At 59.3% G+C, this 17,861-nt stretch carries 20 protein-coding genes; 10 read left to right on the plus strand and 10 right to left on the minus strand.

From position 1 onward, the window contains the following. Positions 1-141: 141 nt before the first annotated feature. The 3 genes from CPY51_RS22315 to CPY51_RS22325 all read left to right on the plus strand — a co-directional run bounded on the left by CPY51_RS22315 (position 142) and on the right by CPY51_RS22325 (position 3,190). Positions 142-1,275, plus strand: coding sequence for an esterase-like activity of phytase family protein (locus CPY51_RS22315; protein WP_111162431.1), 1,134 nt, complete (start codon positions 142-144; stop codon positions 1,273-1,275). 136 nt (positions 1,276-1,411) lie between these two features. Continuing rightward, a complete protein-coding gene (locus tag CPY51_RS22320) occupies positions 1,412-2,632 on the plus strand; it encodes an AI-2E family transporter (RefSeq protein ID WP_111162432.1) in 1,221 nt (406 codons plus the stop codon). Between the two features lie 135 nt (positions 2,633-2,767). Continuing rightward, positions 2,768-3,190, plus strand: coding sequence for a hypothetical protein (locus CPY51_RS22325; protein ID WP_111162433.1), 423 nt, complete (start codon positions 2,768-2,770; stop codon positions 3,188-3,190). Between the two features lie 9 nt (positions 3,191-3,199). On the opposite strand, the gene CPY51_RS22330 is transcribed toward CPY51_RS22325, so the two are convergent. The 3 genes from CPY51_RS22330 to CPY51_RS22340 form a co-directional block, all read right to left on the minus strand. After that, positions 3,200-4,339, minus strand: coding sequence for a DUF2336 domain-containing protein (locus CPY51_RS22330; RefSeq protein ID WP_111162434.1), 1,140 nt, complete (start codon positions 4,337-4,339; stop codon positions 3,200-3,202). 141 nt (positions 4,340-4,480) lie between these two features. Then, on the minus strand, positions 4,481-5,092 hold the full coding sequence (locus CPY51_RS22335; protein WP_111162435.1) for a flavin reductase family protein: 612 nt from the start codon (positions 5,090-5,092) through the stop codon (positions 4,481-4,483). After that, complete coding sequence (locus tag CPY51_RS22340; protein WP_111162476.1) at positions 5,092-5,679, minus strand: nitroreductase family protein; 588 nt, start codon at positions 5,677-5,679, stop codon at positions 5,092-5,094. The genes CPY51_RS22335 and CPY51_RS22340 overlap by 1 nt, the downstream gene beginning before the upstream one ends. 308 nt (positions 5,680-5,987) lie before the next feature. Here CPY51_RS22340 and CPY51_RS22345 point away from each other — a divergent pair, with 308 nt between their 5' ends. Then, complete coding sequence (locus CPY51_RS22345; protein ID WP_111162477.1) at positions 5,988-7,097, plus strand: hypothetical protein; 1,110 nt, start codon at positions 5,988-5,990, stop codon at positions 7,095-7,097. Between the two features lie 4 nt (positions 7,098-7,101). On the opposite strand, the gene CPY51_RS22350 is transcribed toward CPY51_RS22345, so the two are convergent. The 5 genes from CPY51_RS22350 to CPY51_RS22370 all read right to left on the minus strand — a co-directional run bounded on the left by CPY51_RS22350 (position 7,102) and on the right by CPY51_RS22370 (position 11,521). Then, positions 7,102-7,941, minus strand: coding sequence for a lysophospholipid acyltransferase family protein (locus CPY51_RS22350; RefSeq protein ID WP_111162436.1), 840 nt, complete (start codon positions 7,939-7,941; stop codon positions 7,102-7,104). Positions 7,942-8,047: 106 nt separating this feature from the next. Then, entirely contained in the window at positions 8,048-10,036 is a 1,989-nt protein-coding gene (gene thrS, locus CPY51_RS22355) for a threonine--tRNA ligase (protein WP_111162437.1), read from the minus strand. Between the two features lie 127 nt (positions 10,037-10,163). After that, positions 10,164-10,745 carry a DUF1697 domain-containing protein gene (locus tag CPY51_RS22360; RefSeq protein ID WP_275540493.1) on the minus strand — a complete coding sequence of 194 codons (582 nt, stop codon included), beginning with the start codon at positions 10,743-10,745 and terminating at the stop codon, positions 10,164-10,166. Continuing rightward, positions 10,700-11,068, minus strand: coding sequence for a membrane protein insertion efficiency factor YidD (yidD, locus tag CPY51_RS22365; protein WP_111162439.1), 369 nt, complete (start codon positions 11,066-11,068; stop codon positions 10,700-10,702). Before yidD ends, CPY51_RS22360 begins: the two co-directional genes overlap by 46 nt. Before the next feature lie 3 nt (positions 11,069-11,071). Beyond that, positions 11,072-11,521 (minus strand): iron-sulfur cluster assembly scaffold protein, encoded by a 450-nt coding sequence (locus CPY51_RS22370; RefSeq protein WP_195909605.1) that lies wholly within the window; start codon positions 11,519-11,521, stop codon positions 11,072-11,074. Positions 11,522-11,808: 287 nt separating this feature from the next. On the opposite strand from CPY51_RS22370, the gene folE reads away from it, so the two are divergent. The 3 genes from folE (at position 11,809) to CPY51_RS22385 (ending at position 13,984) form a co-directional block, all read left to right on the plus strand. Beyond that, positions 11,809-12,423, plus strand: a complete 615-nt coding sequence (folE, locus tag CPY51_RS22375) for a GTP cyclohydrolase I FolE (RefSeq protein ID WP_111162441.1) — start codon at positions 11,809-11,811, stop codon at positions 12,421-12,423. 24 nt (positions 12,424-12,447) lie between these two features. Next, positions 12,448-12,897 carry a phosphoribosyl-AMP cyclohydrolase gene (gene hisI, locus CPY51_RS22380; RefSeq protein ID WP_111162442.1) on the plus strand — a complete coding sequence of 150 codons (450 nt, stop codon included), beginning with the start codon at positions 12,448-12,450 and terminating at the stop codon, positions 12,895-12,897. A gap of 121 nt (positions 12,898-13,018) precedes the next feature. Continuing rightward, positions 13,019-13,984: a patatin-like phospholipase family protein gene (locus CPY51_RS22385; RefSeq protein ID WP_111162443.1), complete on the plus strand. Its 966-nt coding sequence runs from the start codon at positions 13,019-13,021 to the stop codon at positions 13,982-13,984. Positions 13,985-14,026: 42 nt separating this feature from the next. Here the strand turns inward: CPY51_RS22385 and CPY51_RS22390 are convergent, their stop codons facing one another. Together CPY51_RS22390 and CPY51_RS22395 are read right to left on the minus strand one after the other, a co-directional pair. Then, complete coding sequence (locus CPY51_RS22390) at positions 14,027-14,461, minus strand: CBS domain-containing protein (protein ID WP_111162444.1); 435 nt, start codon at positions 14,459-14,461, stop codon at positions 14,027-14,029. Positions 14,462-14,574: 113 nt separating this feature from the next. Then, the gene (locus CPY51_RS22395) at positions 14,575-15,351 is read right to left on the minus strand and encodes a rhomboid family intramembrane serine protease (RefSeq protein WP_111162478.1); all 777 of its coding nucleotides are present in this window, start codon (positions 15,349-15,351) and stop codon (positions 14,575-14,577) included. A 296-nt stretch (positions 15,352-15,647) separates the two neighbouring features. On the opposite strand from CPY51_RS22395, the gene CPY51_RS22400 reads away from it, so the two are divergent. The 3 genes from CPY51_RS22400 to CPY51_RS22410 all read left to right on the plus strand — a co-directional run bounded on the left by CPY51_RS22400 (position 15,648) and on the right by CPY51_RS22410 (position 17,655). Then, complete coding sequence (locus CPY51_RS22400; RefSeq protein WP_111162445.1) at positions 15,648-16,271, plus strand: PAS domain-containing protein; 624 nt, start codon at positions 15,648-15,650, stop codon at positions 16,269-16,271. A gap of 151 nt (positions 16,272-16,422) precedes the next feature. Further along, the gene (locus tag CPY51_RS22405) at positions 16,423-17,034 is read left to right on the plus strand and encodes a PilZ domain-containing protein (protein WP_111162446.1); all 612 of its coding nucleotides are present in this window, start codon (positions 16,423-16,425) and stop codon (positions 17,032-17,034) included. A gap of 177 nt (positions 17,035-17,211) precedes the next feature. After that, positions 17,212-17,655, plus strand: a complete 444-nt coding sequence (locus CPY51_RS22410; RefSeq protein WP_111162447.1) for a response regulator — start codon at positions 17,212-17,214, stop codon at positions 17,653-17,655. The last annotated feature ends 206 nt before the right edge of the window (positions 17,656-17,861 follow it).

Genomic DNA, 17,861 nt, shown 5'->3' on the forward strand with positions numbered 1-17,861 from the left:
ATTGAAACGACAGCCTACCGTAACGAAAGCGTCACGGAGCCGTGGATAGATGCATCGCGTGGATAGCAGGCGTGCGGCGAGATGACCGTGCGCTGAAACCGCGTCGATGACATTTCACCACACCGGATTTTACCGATCGCCATGTTCAAGCCCTTTTTGACAACTGCGTCGCTGCTGCTCTTCCTTATCCAAGCTGCCGGCGCCACCGACATCGGGACTACAATCGATGTCCCCTGCCCGGTCGGAGATTGCCACGCCGGCATAGGCCTCTCCTATCTCGGCGAATTCGACATCCCGACAGGGTTCATGGAAAACGGTGTCGAAGTCGGTGGTCTCTCCGGGATCGATTTCGATCCTGCCACGGGTCGCTACATAGCTATTAGCGACGATCGCTCCGAAAGAGCGCCAGCGCGCTTCTATCATCTCGACATCGACGTCGGCGCAGCAGGCCTCAAAAGCGTAGCTGTACTCGATCATGTCACGCTCATGGACAAGAACAATCTGCCGTTCATGATCAAGGGCGTTGACCCGGAATCAATTCGCATCGGCAGGGACGGCATCTACTGGAGCAGCGAAGGCGACGGCAAGGCGTTGATCCCGCCTTTCGTGCGCGTCGCCAAGCCTGACGGAACCTTTATCCGCGAGTTGCAGTTGCCGTCCGGTTTCATACCGACCGCCGACCACAGCACAGGCATCCGCGACAACCTCGCCTTCGAAAGCACCACTTTCCTGTCATCGGGCGACCTGATCGTCGGGCTCGAATCGGCGCTTTACCAGGATGGCCCGATGACCACCCTGACCAATGGCAGCCTCGCCCGGATCATCCGCTACGACGCAGGCAGCGGCGTGCAAAAGGCGGAATATGTCTATCCGGTGTCACCAATTCCGCAGGCTCCCGCGAAACCCGGCGGTTGGAATGACTTTGGTGTTTCAGAAATGCTGGCCCTGGACGATCACCGCATCCTGGCGATCGAGCGCGGTTATGCGCAAGGCGTCGGCAACTCCGTCGTGATCGAGATGTTCGACCTCGAAGGCGCCACTGATGTCTCCGGTATCGCCTCGCTGGCAACGAGCGATCAACCGATTGTGCCCGTCCGCAAAACCCAGATCGTCGACCTGCGCGCCCTCGGCGTCGCGCCTGACAATATCGAGGGGATAACCTTCGGCAAGGCGAAGGACGGCGCCGACGTGATGATCCTGGTCGCCGACAACAACTTCAACCCCACCCAGAAAACCCAGTTCTACGCGTTCAAGGTCCTCAGTCGTCCGCGCTAGCTTCGCCGGCAATGGTCGTCTTCCGGCTGTCACGGCGAAGGATTATACACCTTGACGAGATGTCTCCCTTGAATCGGCCCATATCATGGCTCATAACCGGTTCAACCAATAAGCAGTAAAGCAAGTCCGGGTGGGTATGTTCGAGCGACAGAAGTCAAGGGAGCCGAGATGGCTGGGGCCCTCCGCGCCGGCGCGCATGGCCCTGATTCCGTCTATTTCGGCGGCGCGTTGGCTGCTGATCCTGATCGCGCTCGCGGGCATCTATTTTTTCTACGGCTTTATCGTCCCGGTGCTTGCAGCACTCGTGATCGGCTTTGCCACATGGCCGCTCTATGGCGATCTCCGGCGGCGGGTCGGCAACAAGACGATTGCCGCGACGATCGCGATTGTCCTCATCGTCACCTTCCTCGTTCTGCCGATCGTGTTTGCGGTCATTTATACCTCAGGTGAGATCAAGGAGTGGTTTGCCTGGGCGGTACATGCCAATCGCTTCGGCGCGCCGACGCCGCAATGGATCGAGGTGTTGCCTGTCGTCGGCCCATGGCTTGGCGAGCAATGGACACGCTATATCGGCAGCCCCGGTTCGATCGGCGAACTGGCACAGGTCGTCAGCGGCGCCAATATCGGCAATATCTACCGAGCGGTTCTGGCTGCCGGCGGTGGCGCCTTTCATGTCGTGCTGACGCTGCTGTTCATGCTGATCGCACTGTTCTTCGTCTACCGTGACGGGCCGTCCTTCGTCCGTCAGCTTGACCTTCTCGGGGAGCGAATCCTGCCGAACCGCTGGGAGCGCATCTCCCGCGTCGTCCCGGCAACGATCAGTTCGACCGTCATGGGCATGACCGTGATCGCCATCGGCGAAGGCATAGTGCTTGGCGTGGCCTATTGGATCGCCGACGTTCCCTCGCCGGTGACGCTTGGTGTCATCACCGGACTGATGGCTCTTGTCCCCGGAGGTGCCCCGCTCTCATTTACCCTGGTCTCGATCTATCTGCTTGCCAGCGGCGACCACGTCGCCGGCATCGGTCTGCTGATATGGGGAACGGTCGAGCTCTTCATCGTCGACAAGACACTAAGGCCCAAGCTCGTCGGCGGGCCGATCAAGCTGCCGTTCCTGCCGACCTTCTTCGGCCTCGTCGGCGGCGTAAAGACCATGGGGTTTCTCGGGCTGTTCATCGGTCCGGTCCTGATGGCCATCATCGTCGCGATCTGGCGGGAATCGATCCGCGAAGTCGAACTGGCGGAAGAACAGGCGCAACGCGAACCTGAACTGCAAGTCCGCTTGCACCGCGAAGCCGCCGACGCCCAAGCCGCTGGTCGTGCAGACGAAGAGCGCCGGCTCCGCGCGGGTGATTAGGCGCCAATGCTGAGCAACAATGGTTCCTCCGCGAAATGACAAAAAGTTAACGCACGACTGCCTTTTTTCCGAGGCAATTCGCGGTGCAAAAGGGATTCCCACAATGATCGATTGAATCAAGCAAAACGGTCTACCATGCACGCCCTTCTGATTGCCATGACCATTCTCGGCTGCGACGACAGCGTCACCCAGTGCAACTATATTGCTTCGCCCGAAAAGCGCTGGGATACGGTGGCCCAATGCGACGCCGATATGGAAAGGCGGCTGCGGACATATGCCAATGTCCACTACCCGACTGTTATCGCCGTGTGCCAGCCAATTCAGGTTGTAGCCGCAACCACGCCGCCAAAGACGGCGGTCGAGCCGCCCGCCATGCCGCCGGTCAAAGCCGATGCCCAGCCAAAGCCCTCCCATGGCATAGTCGGCTTCACGGCCCGTGCGATCGACCAGGCTCGAAATATGCTTCCGTCCGTTGACAGCGTCAAAACTGTCCTGATCCAGCCCGTGCATTTTGCGTCGGATGGCTATTCATGGGTAGCGAAGCGGTTGACGAACTAAAAGCAGCGATCAGGCGGCAGCCAGGGATGCCTGCGACGCGAAGCTGCGAGCCGACTGCCGCTGCTCGGCGATATTCAGCTTCTCGACCATATCAAGCAGTTCTGCCGCGGCATTCGATGTTCCGCGCTTGCGGCGGAATGTCTGCAGCAGGCGTGACGACACGTTTTCGAGGATAGTTCCCCTTGTTGCCCGGGATGCATTGCGCCAGAGCAATGTCGCCTCGACGAAGATGGTGCTGATATCGCGAGGAAGACCGGCGGATTCGTACAAGGCCCTCACCGCATGCATCCGGCCGGTGCCGAGGATCGAGCGCACGCGACGGTCGTCGCAGCCGGAAAGATTGACGATGGCGCCCGCAAAGAAGTCGACCTTGCCCGAGCAGAGCGCATGCATCAGGAAAGCCGGCGTCAGCCGCCCGGAAAGCCTCAAATGCTCCACCAGGCCGGGAATGTCGTCATGCTGAACAGCACCGGCAATCGCCACGGTTCCGCTCTCGTTGGCCTCCCGGGTGACATGGCGCAGCCGGCTGTCCCCGACCGCCGCCCGGACTAGGCGGAAACCGGCCAGCGCTGCGCTGACCTGTTGCATCAGCACGTGGCGAGCGTCCGAAGGCAGATTTCCGTGTTCAAGAAGCAGATTGCGCACCGCGGCCCTATGCCCAAGCCGTTCCGCCAGGCGTTTCATCGATGCCCGCGAAATCGAGGCGCCGGCGTTTTCCAACAGACAGACAATTTCCTCCTCGCCGCCAATCTCCACAATAGCCTCGGAAACCACCGATGAAACCTCTCCGCGCGAGGCGATGAGCCCTCGCGTCAGGCTGGTGCCTCGTAGGGCAAGATCGATCAGGTCGGCATCCGTAAAGAGCGGCGAGCAGAGAATGACATGGCCGGCGATCTCCGGCTGGTCTTCGGCAAGAGATAGTACCACGCTGCGCGGCGCCGCCGGCGAATGAGCAAGCGCCTCCGCAAGCGAAAGGCGCACGCGTGGCGACGGATCATCGAGAAAATAGGTCATCGCCATCTCGGCAGCGCGACGCTCCGCTTTGGGCATCGTCGTTCCGAGAAAAGCCCGCCCTAGCACATTGGCGGCCCGCGCCCTATCTCCGGCCTTGGCCGTTTCCGCCCAACGAAGAAATGCTTCTACGATCACGTGGAGCCCCGAAACCTGCGAGACGATTCTCGCTCAACAACCTATGAGCCTCACGTTAGCGCCTAAAAGTTTATGATTAGTTCACCATGTCTGTTAACTCGGATTGCAGGATTTCCTCGCGAAGCTCCGGCTTTCCAACTGTCAACCTTGCGGCGGCCTCGGGCGCATCAACTCGAAGACATCGCTGCTCTCGCTGTAGTCCATATAACCCATGCGCCCGACCGGCCGAGCCATCGCCATGTCCAATCGGCCATCCCTCACGATCGCTTCGCTGATGTGAATGCCGACGACCTGGCCGAAAACCATGACGTTTGCGGCTCGTTCGCCGGTCAGCGTCATCGGGTTGATGATCTCGGTGACCCGGCATTCCAGCACCGCAAACGCCTCGCCGACGTAGGGAGCGTCGACCAGCGTCCCGGCGGTCGCAGTCAGCCCCGCCAGGGCGAACTCGTCGATGCCGTAGGGCACCGTGATCGAGGAAGCGTTCATCTTGTCGATTAGATTGCGGCTGACGAAATTGGTAGTGAATACGCCGGTCTCTTCCGCATTCCGGGCACTGTCCTTCCGGCCATCCGATGAGAACATGACGATCTTCGGCCTGTCGCAGACGGCATTGAAGAAGGAATAGGGCGACAGGTTGACCGAGCCGTCCTTGCCCTTTGTTCCAATCCATCCGATTGGCCGTGGCGCCACGATCGCCTTGAAGGGATCGTAAGAAAGACCGTGATGGTTGGTATCGGTCTTGTAGAACATCAGGCGTCCTCGCCTCCCACCCAAGTGACCGTCTCGGCGAGCTCGGGGCGCGGCCGCTCTACGGCGGGGAAGTCAGTCGAGCCGATGTGGATGAAACCTGCGACTTTCTCCCCAGGCTTGATGCCCAGCAGCGGATAGGCCCGCTCATCATAGGCAAACCATTCCGTCAGCCAGTTCGAGACATAGCCGTGCGCATTGGCGGAGATCAAAAGGTTGAGGCATAGCGCGCCCGCCGACATCAATTGTTCCCACTCGGGGATCTTGAAATGCGGTGCGGCCTTGCTGACCACGGCAACGACAACTGGCGCGCGGGTGAACCGCGCCCGCTCGACCTGGATCATCTCTTCGGAAAGATCCGGCTTGGCTTCCAGCGCGAGCTTGAGCAATGCCTCGCCGATACGCTGCCGCTCCGCACCACGATAGACGATGAACCGCCAGGGGGCGATCTTGCCGTGATCCGGCACGCGCGAGGCGATCCGCAGGATATGCTCGATCTGGGCCTTGTCTGGTCCCGGCTCTGACATCTGGAAGGCGGGAATGGAACGGCGGACCTCGAGATAGTCTATCAGCTTGATATCGGTTTTCATGATGGGGTGTTTTTCCGTGCCTGGCATCTTTGGGGGCGCTGCGAACAGACGGTTCGAGCCCGGGTTTTCGCCCCGGCGGCTGGCGATGTCAATGCGCTGCGCTCCAGCAAAACCGCGACCACGGTCCAAGGGAAGTGGCGCGCATCCTCGCGACACGGCGCTTGGAGGCGGCTGCAACGGCGAGGTTTTCGGGCCGACCGTGAAAACGCGCCGGAAACACGTTGCGACGACCCCGATAGTCTTGAATTTGCCACCACATTGGTCTTGAAGTGGATCGGTCGCTCATGACGTCGATCGATTGGGATCCCATGTCACGCATATCGCCCTTTCGCTGGTTCGGTTTAGCCGCAGCAATAGTCTTGAGCCTCAGCGTTGCGGCATCGGCGCAGGATGCGTTTAAACAATTCAAGCAGCTCGACAGCACGCCGAAAATGCCGAAGCTGAATGCCTTCATTGCTCCCGGGACCTCGACTGCTCCCTCCACGGCGCTGCATGATGTGGCGCTGGAGGCGAAATTGTCGACAGACGGCCAGCCATTGCAACAGGGCCTTTCCTGGTACGTGTTCAGCCCGATTGCCGGCCCGGATGGTAAGCTGCCGCTGCTGGCAAGCTCCTCCGGTGGATCCGCCGCATTTCAGCTCGCTCCCGGCGACTATTTCGTCAACGTCTCCTTCGGGCGCGCCGGCGTCACAAAGAAGCTTACGGTGCCGGCAAAAGGCGAGACGCAAAAGCAGGTGATGGTGCTCGACGCCGGCGGCATGCTGCTCAATGCCGTCTCCGGTTCGGATGTGCGCATCCCTCCGGATGAGCTAAGTTTTTCGATCTACTCGAACGACGTCAAGGAAGACGGCACGCGCGGCCTCGTGATGGCGGATGTAAAGCCGAACACGCTGGTGGGGCTGAGCGCCGGCACCTATCACGTCGTCTCTGAATACGGCAGTGTCAACGCTGTCATCCGCGCCGATATCCAGGTCGAAGCCGGACACGTCACCCAGGCAACAATCCAGCATAGGGCCGCGAAGATCACCTTGAAGCTTGTAGCCGATAAGGGTGGCGAGGCGCTTGCCGACACGGCCTGGTCGATATTGACGGCAGCCGGCGACATCGTCGGCGAAAGCGTCAGCGCCTTTCCGACGCTGATCCTGGCCGAAGGCAAGTATTCCGCCGTCGCCCGAAACAAGGACAAGATCTATCAGCGCGACTTCACCGTCGTAGCCGGCAGGAATACCGATGTGGAAGTGTTGATGAAGGAGCAGCAGCCGCAGGACGCTCCGGATATCGACGCCGAGCCGCAAGTGGAGCAGATCCCCCAGGCTCAGCAGCAACCCACGCCGGGCCATGTACCAGCTCAGGTGCAGGCTGCTCCGCCGGTGCAGGAACCGCTACCCGCAGGCGACAGCGGCACCAGCATGGATTGATGCCTCAGCCGGCGCGCTTCAAGAACTGCCGCCGCGGCGGCTCCATGGAAAAGACGGCGCTGTAGAGCCGCAACAACAGATCCTTGCGATCCGCACCGCTGCTAAGCGTTTCCCAGGAGATCACGTCGCCGATGTGGGAGGTGATCGTGCTTCCTGAAAGACGACGGAACTCCCGGATCAGCAGCGAAATGCGCAGCGTCAGCGAGACCCGGCTCGCGAGGTGGAACAATCGGCCGTTCTGTCCCTCGAAATAGATCGGAATGACGCTTGCCCGCGCCGCCTGGATCAGCTTCGCCGGAAATATCTTCCACGGCAGGTCTTCAGCCTTGCCAAAGCCCTTCTTGGCCGTGGCAACGCCGCCGGCCGGAAAGACAATGATGGTCACGCCTTCCTTCAGCAGGCGCACCGCCTCGTGGCGCGTCTGCATGTTGATGGCCATTGCTTCCTTGGTTTCCTCGAATGAAACCGGCAACGAGTATTCGCTCATTTCCGGCACCTTCAGAAGCTCGTCGTTGATGAGCACCTTGAAAGGTCGCCCGAGCTGCTCCGCGAGAGCCAGCACGGCGATACCGTCCCCTATGCCGAACGGGTGGTTCGCCACGATGACGATCGGCGCATCGGGCATGTTTCGCGGCGGCCATTCGCCGCGCACGTCCATGCGTATGTCGATCAGGTCGAGCATCTTGCCGAAGACGCGCTCGCTCTTGCCGACGATGTCGCTTCGCCAGATATCATAGAGCCTTGCATAGCGGTCACGACCGGAAAGGCCCTCGATCGAACGGATGAACCAGCGCTTTATGCGCGTGTTCCGTTCGTTGGCATAAGACAGTTCGTTGAAGTTCAAATGTCTGCCGGGGCTTGACCCGCTCCTTACCGATGAAGGCGCATATATTACTGTTGTATGTCAGTTGTCTGACAGCGTCTCCTTAAACGCCGTCAGACAGACTTTCTCAGGCCGCCCTCGCCTTCCTCGCCGCACGTTTGCGAAGAATATCGGGAGCCGTCGCCTCGATAACCAGCGAAGACACCGCTTCATCGAGCGACATCGATGTCTGGGCCTGCGAACCGAGGCGGCGGATGTTCACCGAGCGCTCTTCGGCTTCCTTTTTCCCGCAGACAATGATGACCGGCACCTTTGTAACGGAATGCTCGCGGATCTTGTAGTTGATCTTCTCGTTGCGGAAATCGGTCTCGACGGTGAGGCCGGCATCACGCAGCGTCTCGGCAACTTCCAGGCCGTATTCGTCGGCGTCCGACGTGATCGTCGCGACCACGACCTGCTGCGGCGAAATCCACAGCGGCATATGGCCGGCGAAGTTTTCGATCAGAATACCGAGGAACCGCTCCATCGAGCCGCAGATCGCGCGGTGGATCATGACGGGCTGCGTCTTTTCGGAATGCTGGTCGATGTAGAAGGCACCAAAGCGCTCCGGCAGGTTGAAGTCGACCTGCGTTGTGCCGCACTGCCATTCCCGCCCGATCGCATCCCGCAGCGTATATTCGAACTTCGGACCGTAAAACGCACCTTCGCCCGGCAGGATGCCGGTCTTGATGCGATTGCCGGACTGCGCTTCGATCGTCTGCAGAACATCCAGCATGACGCTTTCGGCGCGATCCCAAAGCGCATCCGAGCCGACGCGCTTTTCAGGACGCGTGGACAGCTTGACGACGACTTCGTCAAATCCGAAATCCTCGTAGACCGAAAGGATCAGTTCGTTGATCTTCAGGCACTCGGCCGCCATCTGCTCGTCCGTGCAGAAGATGTGCGCGTCATCCTGCGTAAAGCCCCTGACCCGCATCAAACCATGCAGGGCACCTGATGGTTCGTAGCGATGCACGTTGCCGAATTCCGCAAGGCGGATCGGAAGTTCCCGGTAAGACTTCAAGCCATGCTTGAAGATCTGGATATGGCCCGGGCAGTTCATCGGCTTCAGCGCGAAGACGCGCTCGTCATCGGTATCGTCACCGGCAACCGTCACCTTGAACATATTGTCGCGATACCAGCCCCAGTGGCCGGAGGTTTCCCAAAGCGACTTGTCGAGCACCTGCGGCGCATTGACCTCCTGGTAGTCGCCCTCGAGCCGCCTACGCATATAGGACACCAGCGACTGGAACATCCGCCAGCCATTGCCGTGCCAGAAGACTACGCCCGGCCCCTCTTCCTGGAAATGGAACAGATCCATCTCGCGTCCAAGACGACGATGGTCGCGCTTCTCGGCTTCCGCCAGTATATGGAGGTAGTTGTCGAGCTCCGCCTGTTCGGCAAACGCCGTGCCATAGATACGCGTCAGCATCGCATTGTTGCTGTCGCCGCGCCAATAGGCGCCGGCCACCTTCATCAGCTTGAACGCCGTGCCGATCTGCCCCGTGGATGCCATATGTGGGCCGCGGCAAAGATCGAACCAGTCACCCTGGTAGTAGATCTTCAAATCCTGTCCGGCAGGAATGGCATCGACAAGTTCGACCTTGTAGTTCTCGCCCTTGTCGGCGAAGACCTGCCGCGCTTTTTCGCGTGACCAGACCTGCTTGGTGAACGCGTTGTTACGCTGGATGATTTCCCTCATCTTCTTCTCGATGATGGGAAGATCGTCGGGCGTGAATGGCTCGTTCTTGGCAAAATCGTAATAGAAGCCGTTCTCGATGACTGGACCGATCGTCACCTGCGTACCCGGCCACAATTCCTGCACGGCTTCAGCCATCACATGCGCCGCATCATGGCGGATCAGCTCCAGCGCGCGCGCATCCGCGCGGGTGATGATTTCGATCTTCCCGTCGACGACAGGATCCGAAAGATCACGCACCGTGCCGTCGATCGCAATCGCGACGGCCTTCTTGACAAGCGACTTCGAAATGGATTCGGCAACATCCCGGCCGGTTGCGCCAGCCTCGAAGCTGCGCACGGAACCATCGGGAAATGTTAGGGAAATTAGTTCAGACATCGAGACTCTCCTTCATCCAGTCCCGCCAACGAATGCGGGTGGTGCTGTCGTTCGAGACCGTCCAATGCCGAACGATCTCGCGGCGCCTGATAAAGGCTTTTCGCGCCCTAGTAAAGAAGAAGCGATGCTAAGGGCCGAGCATCTGGTCAAGTCCACGCACCGTGTTCCAGTTGCGCAACGTGCCGACGCCGAGGCGCTTCGTCGTCAGGACCGAGAGCAGGCGCGACAAGCTCGGCTTGCCGCCGAAATTGACCCAGAGGTCGCCTCCGACGATTGCGATCCGTTCAGATCCGCTTCTTCGATCGCTGAGCATATCGAGAACGCTCGGGTCCAGCGGCGTGCGCATGACGCGGACGACGACATCGCTCCCGATCCCGTCCGCAAATGGATTGTTCGTAGCCAGCCGACGCCAGGCGCCGGCCTCACGGACGATGATATCGACGGACTTGCCAAAGCTCGCTGAGAAAGCTGTCTCGAGCATGTTCTCGATATCGGGGATGGAAGGATTGTCGCCTTCAAAGACGAGATTGCCGGTTGCGACAAGCGTCTGCGGATTTCTGAACCCGAGGTCTGCCGCCATCGCGCGCAATTCGCTCATGACGACCCTACGGCCGGCACCGAGGACTATGCTGTGCAGCAGCGCGACATAGACCGCCACGGCGACTAGATAGATTTGCTGCCGAGGCGGAAGTACCGCCACGGTGTCCACCAGCGAAGTCGCGCCGCCAGCCGTTCCGGCACCGGATCGAAGCCACTCGTTCCCCCCGGGCCGCAGCGGCCGACCCGAAACAGCGTCATCCATCCACCCGCCCAGAGACCGTGCCGCGCGATTGCCTCATAGCCGTATTCAGAGCAGGTCGGCAGGTGTCGGCAGGAGTTGCCGATGAACCCGGACAACGTCAATTGATAGAAACGAATGAACCCGATGCCGAGGAGCCTGTCAGGCGTTTTCCGAAACGGCCCCGGCCAGTTGCGCCCGGCATATGGTCGTTTTTCCAGCCTGACATGGCCGCAATCGGGTCCGTCGCACATCGCTCAGCCAACCGCCGCCGGCTCTAGGTGCCTGGCCTCGATCTGCGCGATCGCATCGACGACAGCGTCAAACGTCAACATCGTGGAGGCATGGCGCGCCTTGTAATCCTTGACCGGTTTCAGATAACGCATCTCGGCGAACCGCCCATGCGGCCCCTCGCCGTCCGCCTTCAGCATAGCGAGCATATCCTCCCGCGCCTGCCGGATCTCGTCTTTTGACGCGCCGACGATATGACGGGCCATGACTGAGGACGACGCCTGTCCAAGGGCGCATGCCTTGACCTCATGAGCGAAGCCGCTCACCACGTCACCATCCATCTTCAGCCAGATTTTCACACGCGAGCCGCAGAGCCTGGAATGCGCCTGAGCGCTTGCATCGGCATCCAACAAGGTTCCATTTCCCGGTATATTGCCGGCAAACTCAAGAATCTTGCTGTTGTAGATGTCGTCCATCATCGTTATTGCTCCGGCGCAGCGGCGTGACGTATCATAACAAAAAACACACCGTGTCCCATTCGAACACTTTCATAGAGATATCACCATACTATATGTATGTTGTTCGAAGGCCGCTCATTTGCAACGGTCTTTCGCGAGTTTTGATGGGAAACCGTGCCGGAAGGCTGCGAAAAGCAGCCCGAAAGCCCCGGAGCCCGCCACGGTAGACCTCCCTCAATCACGGGGAATGCCAACGGCGAGACCGAAAGAACGGATCCGCGCCGCGGATCAGGAGACCTTGCAGTATGGATGCCGTTGTAAAGAATTTTCCGCAGCCCGACCTCAAGTCGGATCGCCCGTCGCAGCAGGAGGCAGAAGACGCAGTCCGCGTTCTGCTCCGCTGGGCCGGTGACGATCCCACGCGCGAAGGGCTCGTGGATACGCCGGCGCGCGTTGCAAAATCCTATCGCGAATTGTTTGCCGGCTATGACATGGATCCGGAAGACGTCCTCGGCCGTACCTTCGAAGAAGTTGCCGGCTATGACGACATGGTTCTCGTCAAGGACATTCCGTTCTTTTCTCATTGCGAACACCACATGGTGCCGATCGTCGGCAAGGCGCATGTCGCCTATCTTCCAAACGGCCGCGTCCTGGGTCTCTCCAAGATCGCCCGCGTGGTCGAGATCTATGGCCGTCGCCTGCAGACGCAGGAAGCCATGACGGCGCAAATCGCGGCTGCGATCGACGAGACGCTGCGCCCGCGCGGCGTCGCGATCATGATCGAAGCGGAGCATATGTGCATGGCAATGCGCGGCGTGCAGAAGCAAGGTTCAACGACACTGACGACGACCTTCACCGGTTCGTTCAAGGTCGACCCTGCCGAACAGGTGCGTTTCATGACAATGGTGCGGGGCCGCTGATCGGCATCCAATTGAGAGCCGGATATGAGCGTGACATTCGACGAACCCTCCGCCGACAAGCATGAACTGGAAGATGCCGGGGACTTTACGCCCCGCTTCGACGACCGCGGACTGATCACCGCGATCGTCACCGACGCGCATGACGGCGCATTGCTGATGGTGGCGCACATGAACGCACACGCACTGGCACTCACCATTCAGACGGGGACGGCGCATTACTTCAGCCGTTCTCGCGGAAAAATCTGGAAAAAGGGCGAGACCTCCGGCAATCTTCAAACCGTGAAGGAAATTCGCACCGATTGTGATCAGGATGCAATCTGGCTGAAAGTGGAGGTCGCAGGGCACCATGCGACATGTCATACTGGCCGTCGCTCATGTTTCTACCGGACGGTGGAGCTCAAGGACGGAAAGCCGGTCGTGCGCATCACCGATGAGCACAGGCATTTTGATCCGGGCGAAGTCTACGACCGATAGGATCGAAGCCGGCAACTGGCCTCCAAATAGCCAGGCAACTCTGATATATACGATTTGGAAACAAAAAAGGGACACTACTTAAAAGCAAAGGACAATCATAAGTCCTGGAGGAAAGCATGAAATGCTGTACTGGGGTTTGAATCGTCAGGGGGCCGGACCAGCTTCGGCCGATTCAAGTTTGCCTCCCGCACATGATGTTCCGGAATTGCCCCTTCTGCCCGCTCCGCCGCCAAAGGCAAAGATAGCCCTGGCGCTCGGCGGGGGCGCCGCGCGCGGCTGGGCTCATATCGGCGTGCTGCGTGCGCTGGACGAGGCAAGCATCGAAGTCGGCATGATCGCCGGCACATCCATTGGCGCCCTTGTCGGCGGTTGCTACCTCGCGGGCAAGCTGGACGAACTGGAAACCTTTGCACGCTCCCTTACAATGCGCCGTATTGCCAGCCTCCTTGATCTGACCATCGGCGGCAGCGGCCTATTCGGCGGCATGCGACTGACGAAGCGAATGCAGGAACATCTCGAGGGCCTGACCATTGAGGACCTGGACCGTCCCTTTGTCGCCGTCGCGGCTGAAATCAACACCGGCCATGAGGTCTGGATAGCCAACGGCTCATTGATCACCGCGTTGCGGGCATCCTATGCCCTGCCCGGCATTTTCGAACCGGTGCGCAGCAACAACCGCACGCTGATCGATGGCGCCCTGGTCAATCCAGTACCAGTCTCGGTATGCAGGGCCTACGAGCAACCGCTCGTCGTCGCCGTCAACCTCCACTACGATCTTTACGGCCGCTCGGCCGTCGTCAAGCATAATGCCACCCTGTCCGCGACGGAAATCCAGCGCCAGGCGGAATCACCCTATACCAAGCTCGGCATGACCGGCGTCATGGTGCAGGCTTTCAACATCATCCAGGACAGGATTTCGCGGGCTCGCCTTGCCGGTGATCCGCCGGATCTGGCGTTGCATCCGCGAATGAGCGATATCGGTCTGTCGGAGTTTCATCGCGCCGGCGAGGCGATCGAGCGCGGCTACGAGGAAACCTTGGCACGACTTCCCGAAATCCGGCGCATGCAGGAAGCCTACGCGCGCTGACTTGTGAGGACGGCGGCAACGCACCACCGTCCTGCTTTGATTCTATCCGGCGATATAGGCCTTGATCTGCTCTGCCTCGAGCTCGATCTCCCTGATACGGGATTTGACCACGTCGCCGATCGATATGATGCCAGTAAGCTTTCCCTTGTCCTCGACGGGGACATGCCGGAACCGCCGTTGCGTCATCAGTTCCATGAGATCGTTGATAGTTGCATCCTCCCTGCAGCGATGCACCTTCGTCGTCATCAGGGATGACACCTGCTTGCCGAGGCTGTCCGCACCGTGTTTGGCGACCGCATTGACCACGTCGCGTTCGGTAAAGATGCCGGAAATACGCCCATCCGCCCCGACGATGACAATCGCGCCGATGCGGTTTTCGTTCAGCATCTTCGCCGCTTCTGAAAGCGTGGTATTCGGCCCGGTCGTCACGACATCGCGACCTTTGGCGTCCAGTATGGATTTTATGGAAACTGACATTCGATCCTCCCGAAAGTTAGACGAACTCTCCTCGTTTACAGCCCCGCGCCGCTCCGCCACCCGCACGGAAATGGAATCAAATGGTGCTCTTCTGACCTGCAGAATGCAATTATTCAATTTTGCTCGATCACATCCATATTGACGATCTCGATCGGCGGCGGCGCCCGATCGAAGAAGGAAAACAGCAGGAATCCGAACAGGAAGCCGCCGATATGGGCATCCCAGGCGATTTCCTGCGAGCCGTCACCGATCAGTGGAATACCGAAGGCGATCAAGATATTCCCGAGGAACCAGAACAGGATGAACATCATCACCGTTCTGCTGCGTAGCGCCTCGATGATCGACAGCCGTGGATTGAGGTGGGCTTCCTGCATAGCTGCTCCCCGGCGCTCGGTCGGAAAAGCAAACCGGCAAGCTGCACCCATCAGTGCCGACACGACACCCGAGGCGCCAATCAGCAATGTCAGCGCGCCCCAATGCAGCGCCGCATTCAAACAGGCCGATGCAATGGCCGACAGAATCCAGAACAGGACGTATCGGGTAGTTCCGATCCGCCTGACGACAGGCGCAGCAAAAGCCATCAGCCACAATGCATTGAAAACGATGTGCTCGACACCGCCGTGCAGCAGCGAATAGGTTACCGGCGTCCAGAGCCATTCGAGCCCCTGTCTCGACAGCGGCGTCACATAGCGTGCCGGAATGAAACCGAAGGTGAAATAGAACCAGTCGAGGGCTTTGGGTGGCAGCAGCAGGCTCTGAATGAGAAAGATAGCGGCCAGTAGCCCAAGCGTCCCAACCAGCGCCGATGGCAGATTGAAGACTGGATTGCGCGGCGGGCGCGGCTCGAATTCGCCTTCCTGAGGTACGGGCGGCGGCGATGCATCATCCATGTCTTGCTCGATCATTTCGAAATCAAATTCGTAGGGAAGAGCAGGCATACAGGAGCGCATGTCAAAAAAAAAGCCATCCAGCTGGGCCGGACGGCTTTCGGAGCATTGCCCCTCAACAGTTGGTGCCGAAGGTCAACCCTTCGTGAAGTGCTGAGCCTTCATCCCATGGCCGACAACGAAACTCAATCGAAACTCTCTCTTAACCTTAACGGCCTGCCCGTGGCATGAAATTCGCAAGAGAAAGTCTGAGGGGTGCGAGTGATCCTGTTCTGAACCGAAATGAAACATGAACTGCCATGTGCCAGAAAGCCAGCATCGAAATCCTTAACTATTGGGACCGGATACGCGGTCAATTTGATGCACCACTGCGCGCGCAGATCGACCCAGCGTCGGTGCGCCACATTCTGCCGCACCTTTTCATCCTTGAAGAAATGCCCTCGGGCACATCACGCTTCCGGCTGGCGGGAACTGCGATCTGTAATCTGTTCGGTCGCGAACTTCGGGAGCGGAGTTTCGCCTCGCTTTGGGCTGGCGACCAGTCGGACGATCCGGTCAGGATCGCCCGCAGCGTGATGGCACATGCCGTACCGGCGCTAATGAACGCGACAGGCTACACCGTCAGCGGTCGCCAATTGGCAGTCGAATTGGCGATGATGCCGATACGGTCCTCGAGCGAGACTTGCGACCGGTTACTCGGCTGCCTGACGCCTGTGGCGAATTCCACCTCACTTGGCGCCGAACCGGTCGAATTTCTTTCCCTCGACCGCAGCCGCATGCTCACCGACCGCTCGACCCTGCAGACAGAAGAGCCCGAGGAACAACAAGCCTCGAACGCCCTCCTGGTCAGCACGGGCAGCGACTTTGGAGGCACCATGCGACGCATGCTTCATCTGAAGATATTCGAGGGCGGACGAACCTGATAAAGCGCTTACTCGCCAATTGACCCTTTTCGAGACGATAAACGCCCACAAGCTTCTTCGCACTGCGGAAACTAGCGGCGAGGCACAATCTTCTGTTAAGGGATTGCGGCTAATGATTGAGTGAAGCAGATCTTATTTAAGAAGCACTTTGATGCACTCATTCCAGCCAGCTCAGACGACGCGGAATGTCCCTCGCACAGATCAGCGGGCCTTTCAACGGGTGCCGATCAATATGCAGGGCCGCCTGATGCTGGCAACCTACGAAGAGTTTGAATGCATGGTCGTCGATATGTCGCCGGGCGACATGTACGTCATATGCAAGGGCCGGCCCCGATCTGGTGAACGCGTCATTGCCTACATCGACCATCTTGGCCGCGTCGAAGGCAGCGTACTGACCATCGACAGTCGTGGCTTCACCATGTCGATCAATGCCACCGATCGTAAGCGCGAGAAGTTGGCCGCACAGCTGACCTGGCTTGCCAACAAGCATGAGCTTGGTCTGCCGGAAGATCGTCGCCACGACCGCTTGACACCGCGCACCGTCGTCAGCGAGCTGACGATGGAAGATGGTACGGTCTACAGCTGTCGGATCATGGACCTGTCGCTTTCGGGTGCGGCCCTGGACATGGAGATAAGACCCTCACTTGGCACCCCTGTCCGGCTCGGCAATATGCGCGGCCGCGTCATACGTCATTTCTCCGAGGGCGTTGCGATCGAATTCCTCTCCATCCAATCACGCGACACACTGCGCGAGTTTCTCTGAGCGGATAGCCGTCGTTCGCAGCAGCCTTTCCCAGTGAGTTCCGACAAGACGCCGAATGCATGGAACCTATTCGATGCTTCGACGTTTCGGGCATGTCCGAGCGAGGCTGGGAACCGGTTGCTTGGCGCAATTTGATTGGCACTATCAAAGCTACCGGGAAATATTGGGCAAATAATCATGCAGACGATCTCCACGCGTGAGACGGCGGTGAATGACGCACCGCGATGCAGAATATTAATCGTGGAAGACGACCTCATTATCGCACTCGACCTGGAAGATATGATTTCCGATATGGGCTTCGACGTCGTCGGCTTGGCCAGCGGTCGGGACCATGCGCTCAAGCTTGCCCCTGTTTGCGATATTGCCTTCGTCGACGTCAACCTTTCCGATGGCGCCAGCGGTCCCGAGATCGGACGCGTTCTGGCTGAACAGTTCGGCATCACTGTCGTCTTCATGACCGGCAATGCCGAGGTCGTTGCAGCTGGAGTGCCCGGCACACTGGGCGTGATCTCCAAGCCGGTGAGCCCCCGCACCGTCGAGGACACCTTAAGGTACATCATTGCCGGACGTGCCAACGAAACAATGTCGGCGCCGTCCATGCTCAAGGTCTTTGCTGCCTGACCCGCTCGATCTGCGCGGAGCCTCCTTCAGTTCGCTCTTCGCCGCAGCGCGATAAAACGACGTGTTTCACAATAAAAAATTCCGACCCATTTTCCCGAAATGGCACAACTCGATCGTTTTGAGACCGATGCCTGTCATTCACAGGCGCTCAATTTAGGTGCGCAAGATCGTGGAAATTCAACAGCCCGCGAGAAATCGTAACCTTT

It is taken from the genome of Arminella tubonensis, from assembly GCF_003240585.1.
Lineage (GTDB): Bacteria > Pseudomonadota > Alphaproteobacteria > Rhizobiales > Rhizobiaceae > Rhizobium > Rhizobium tubonense.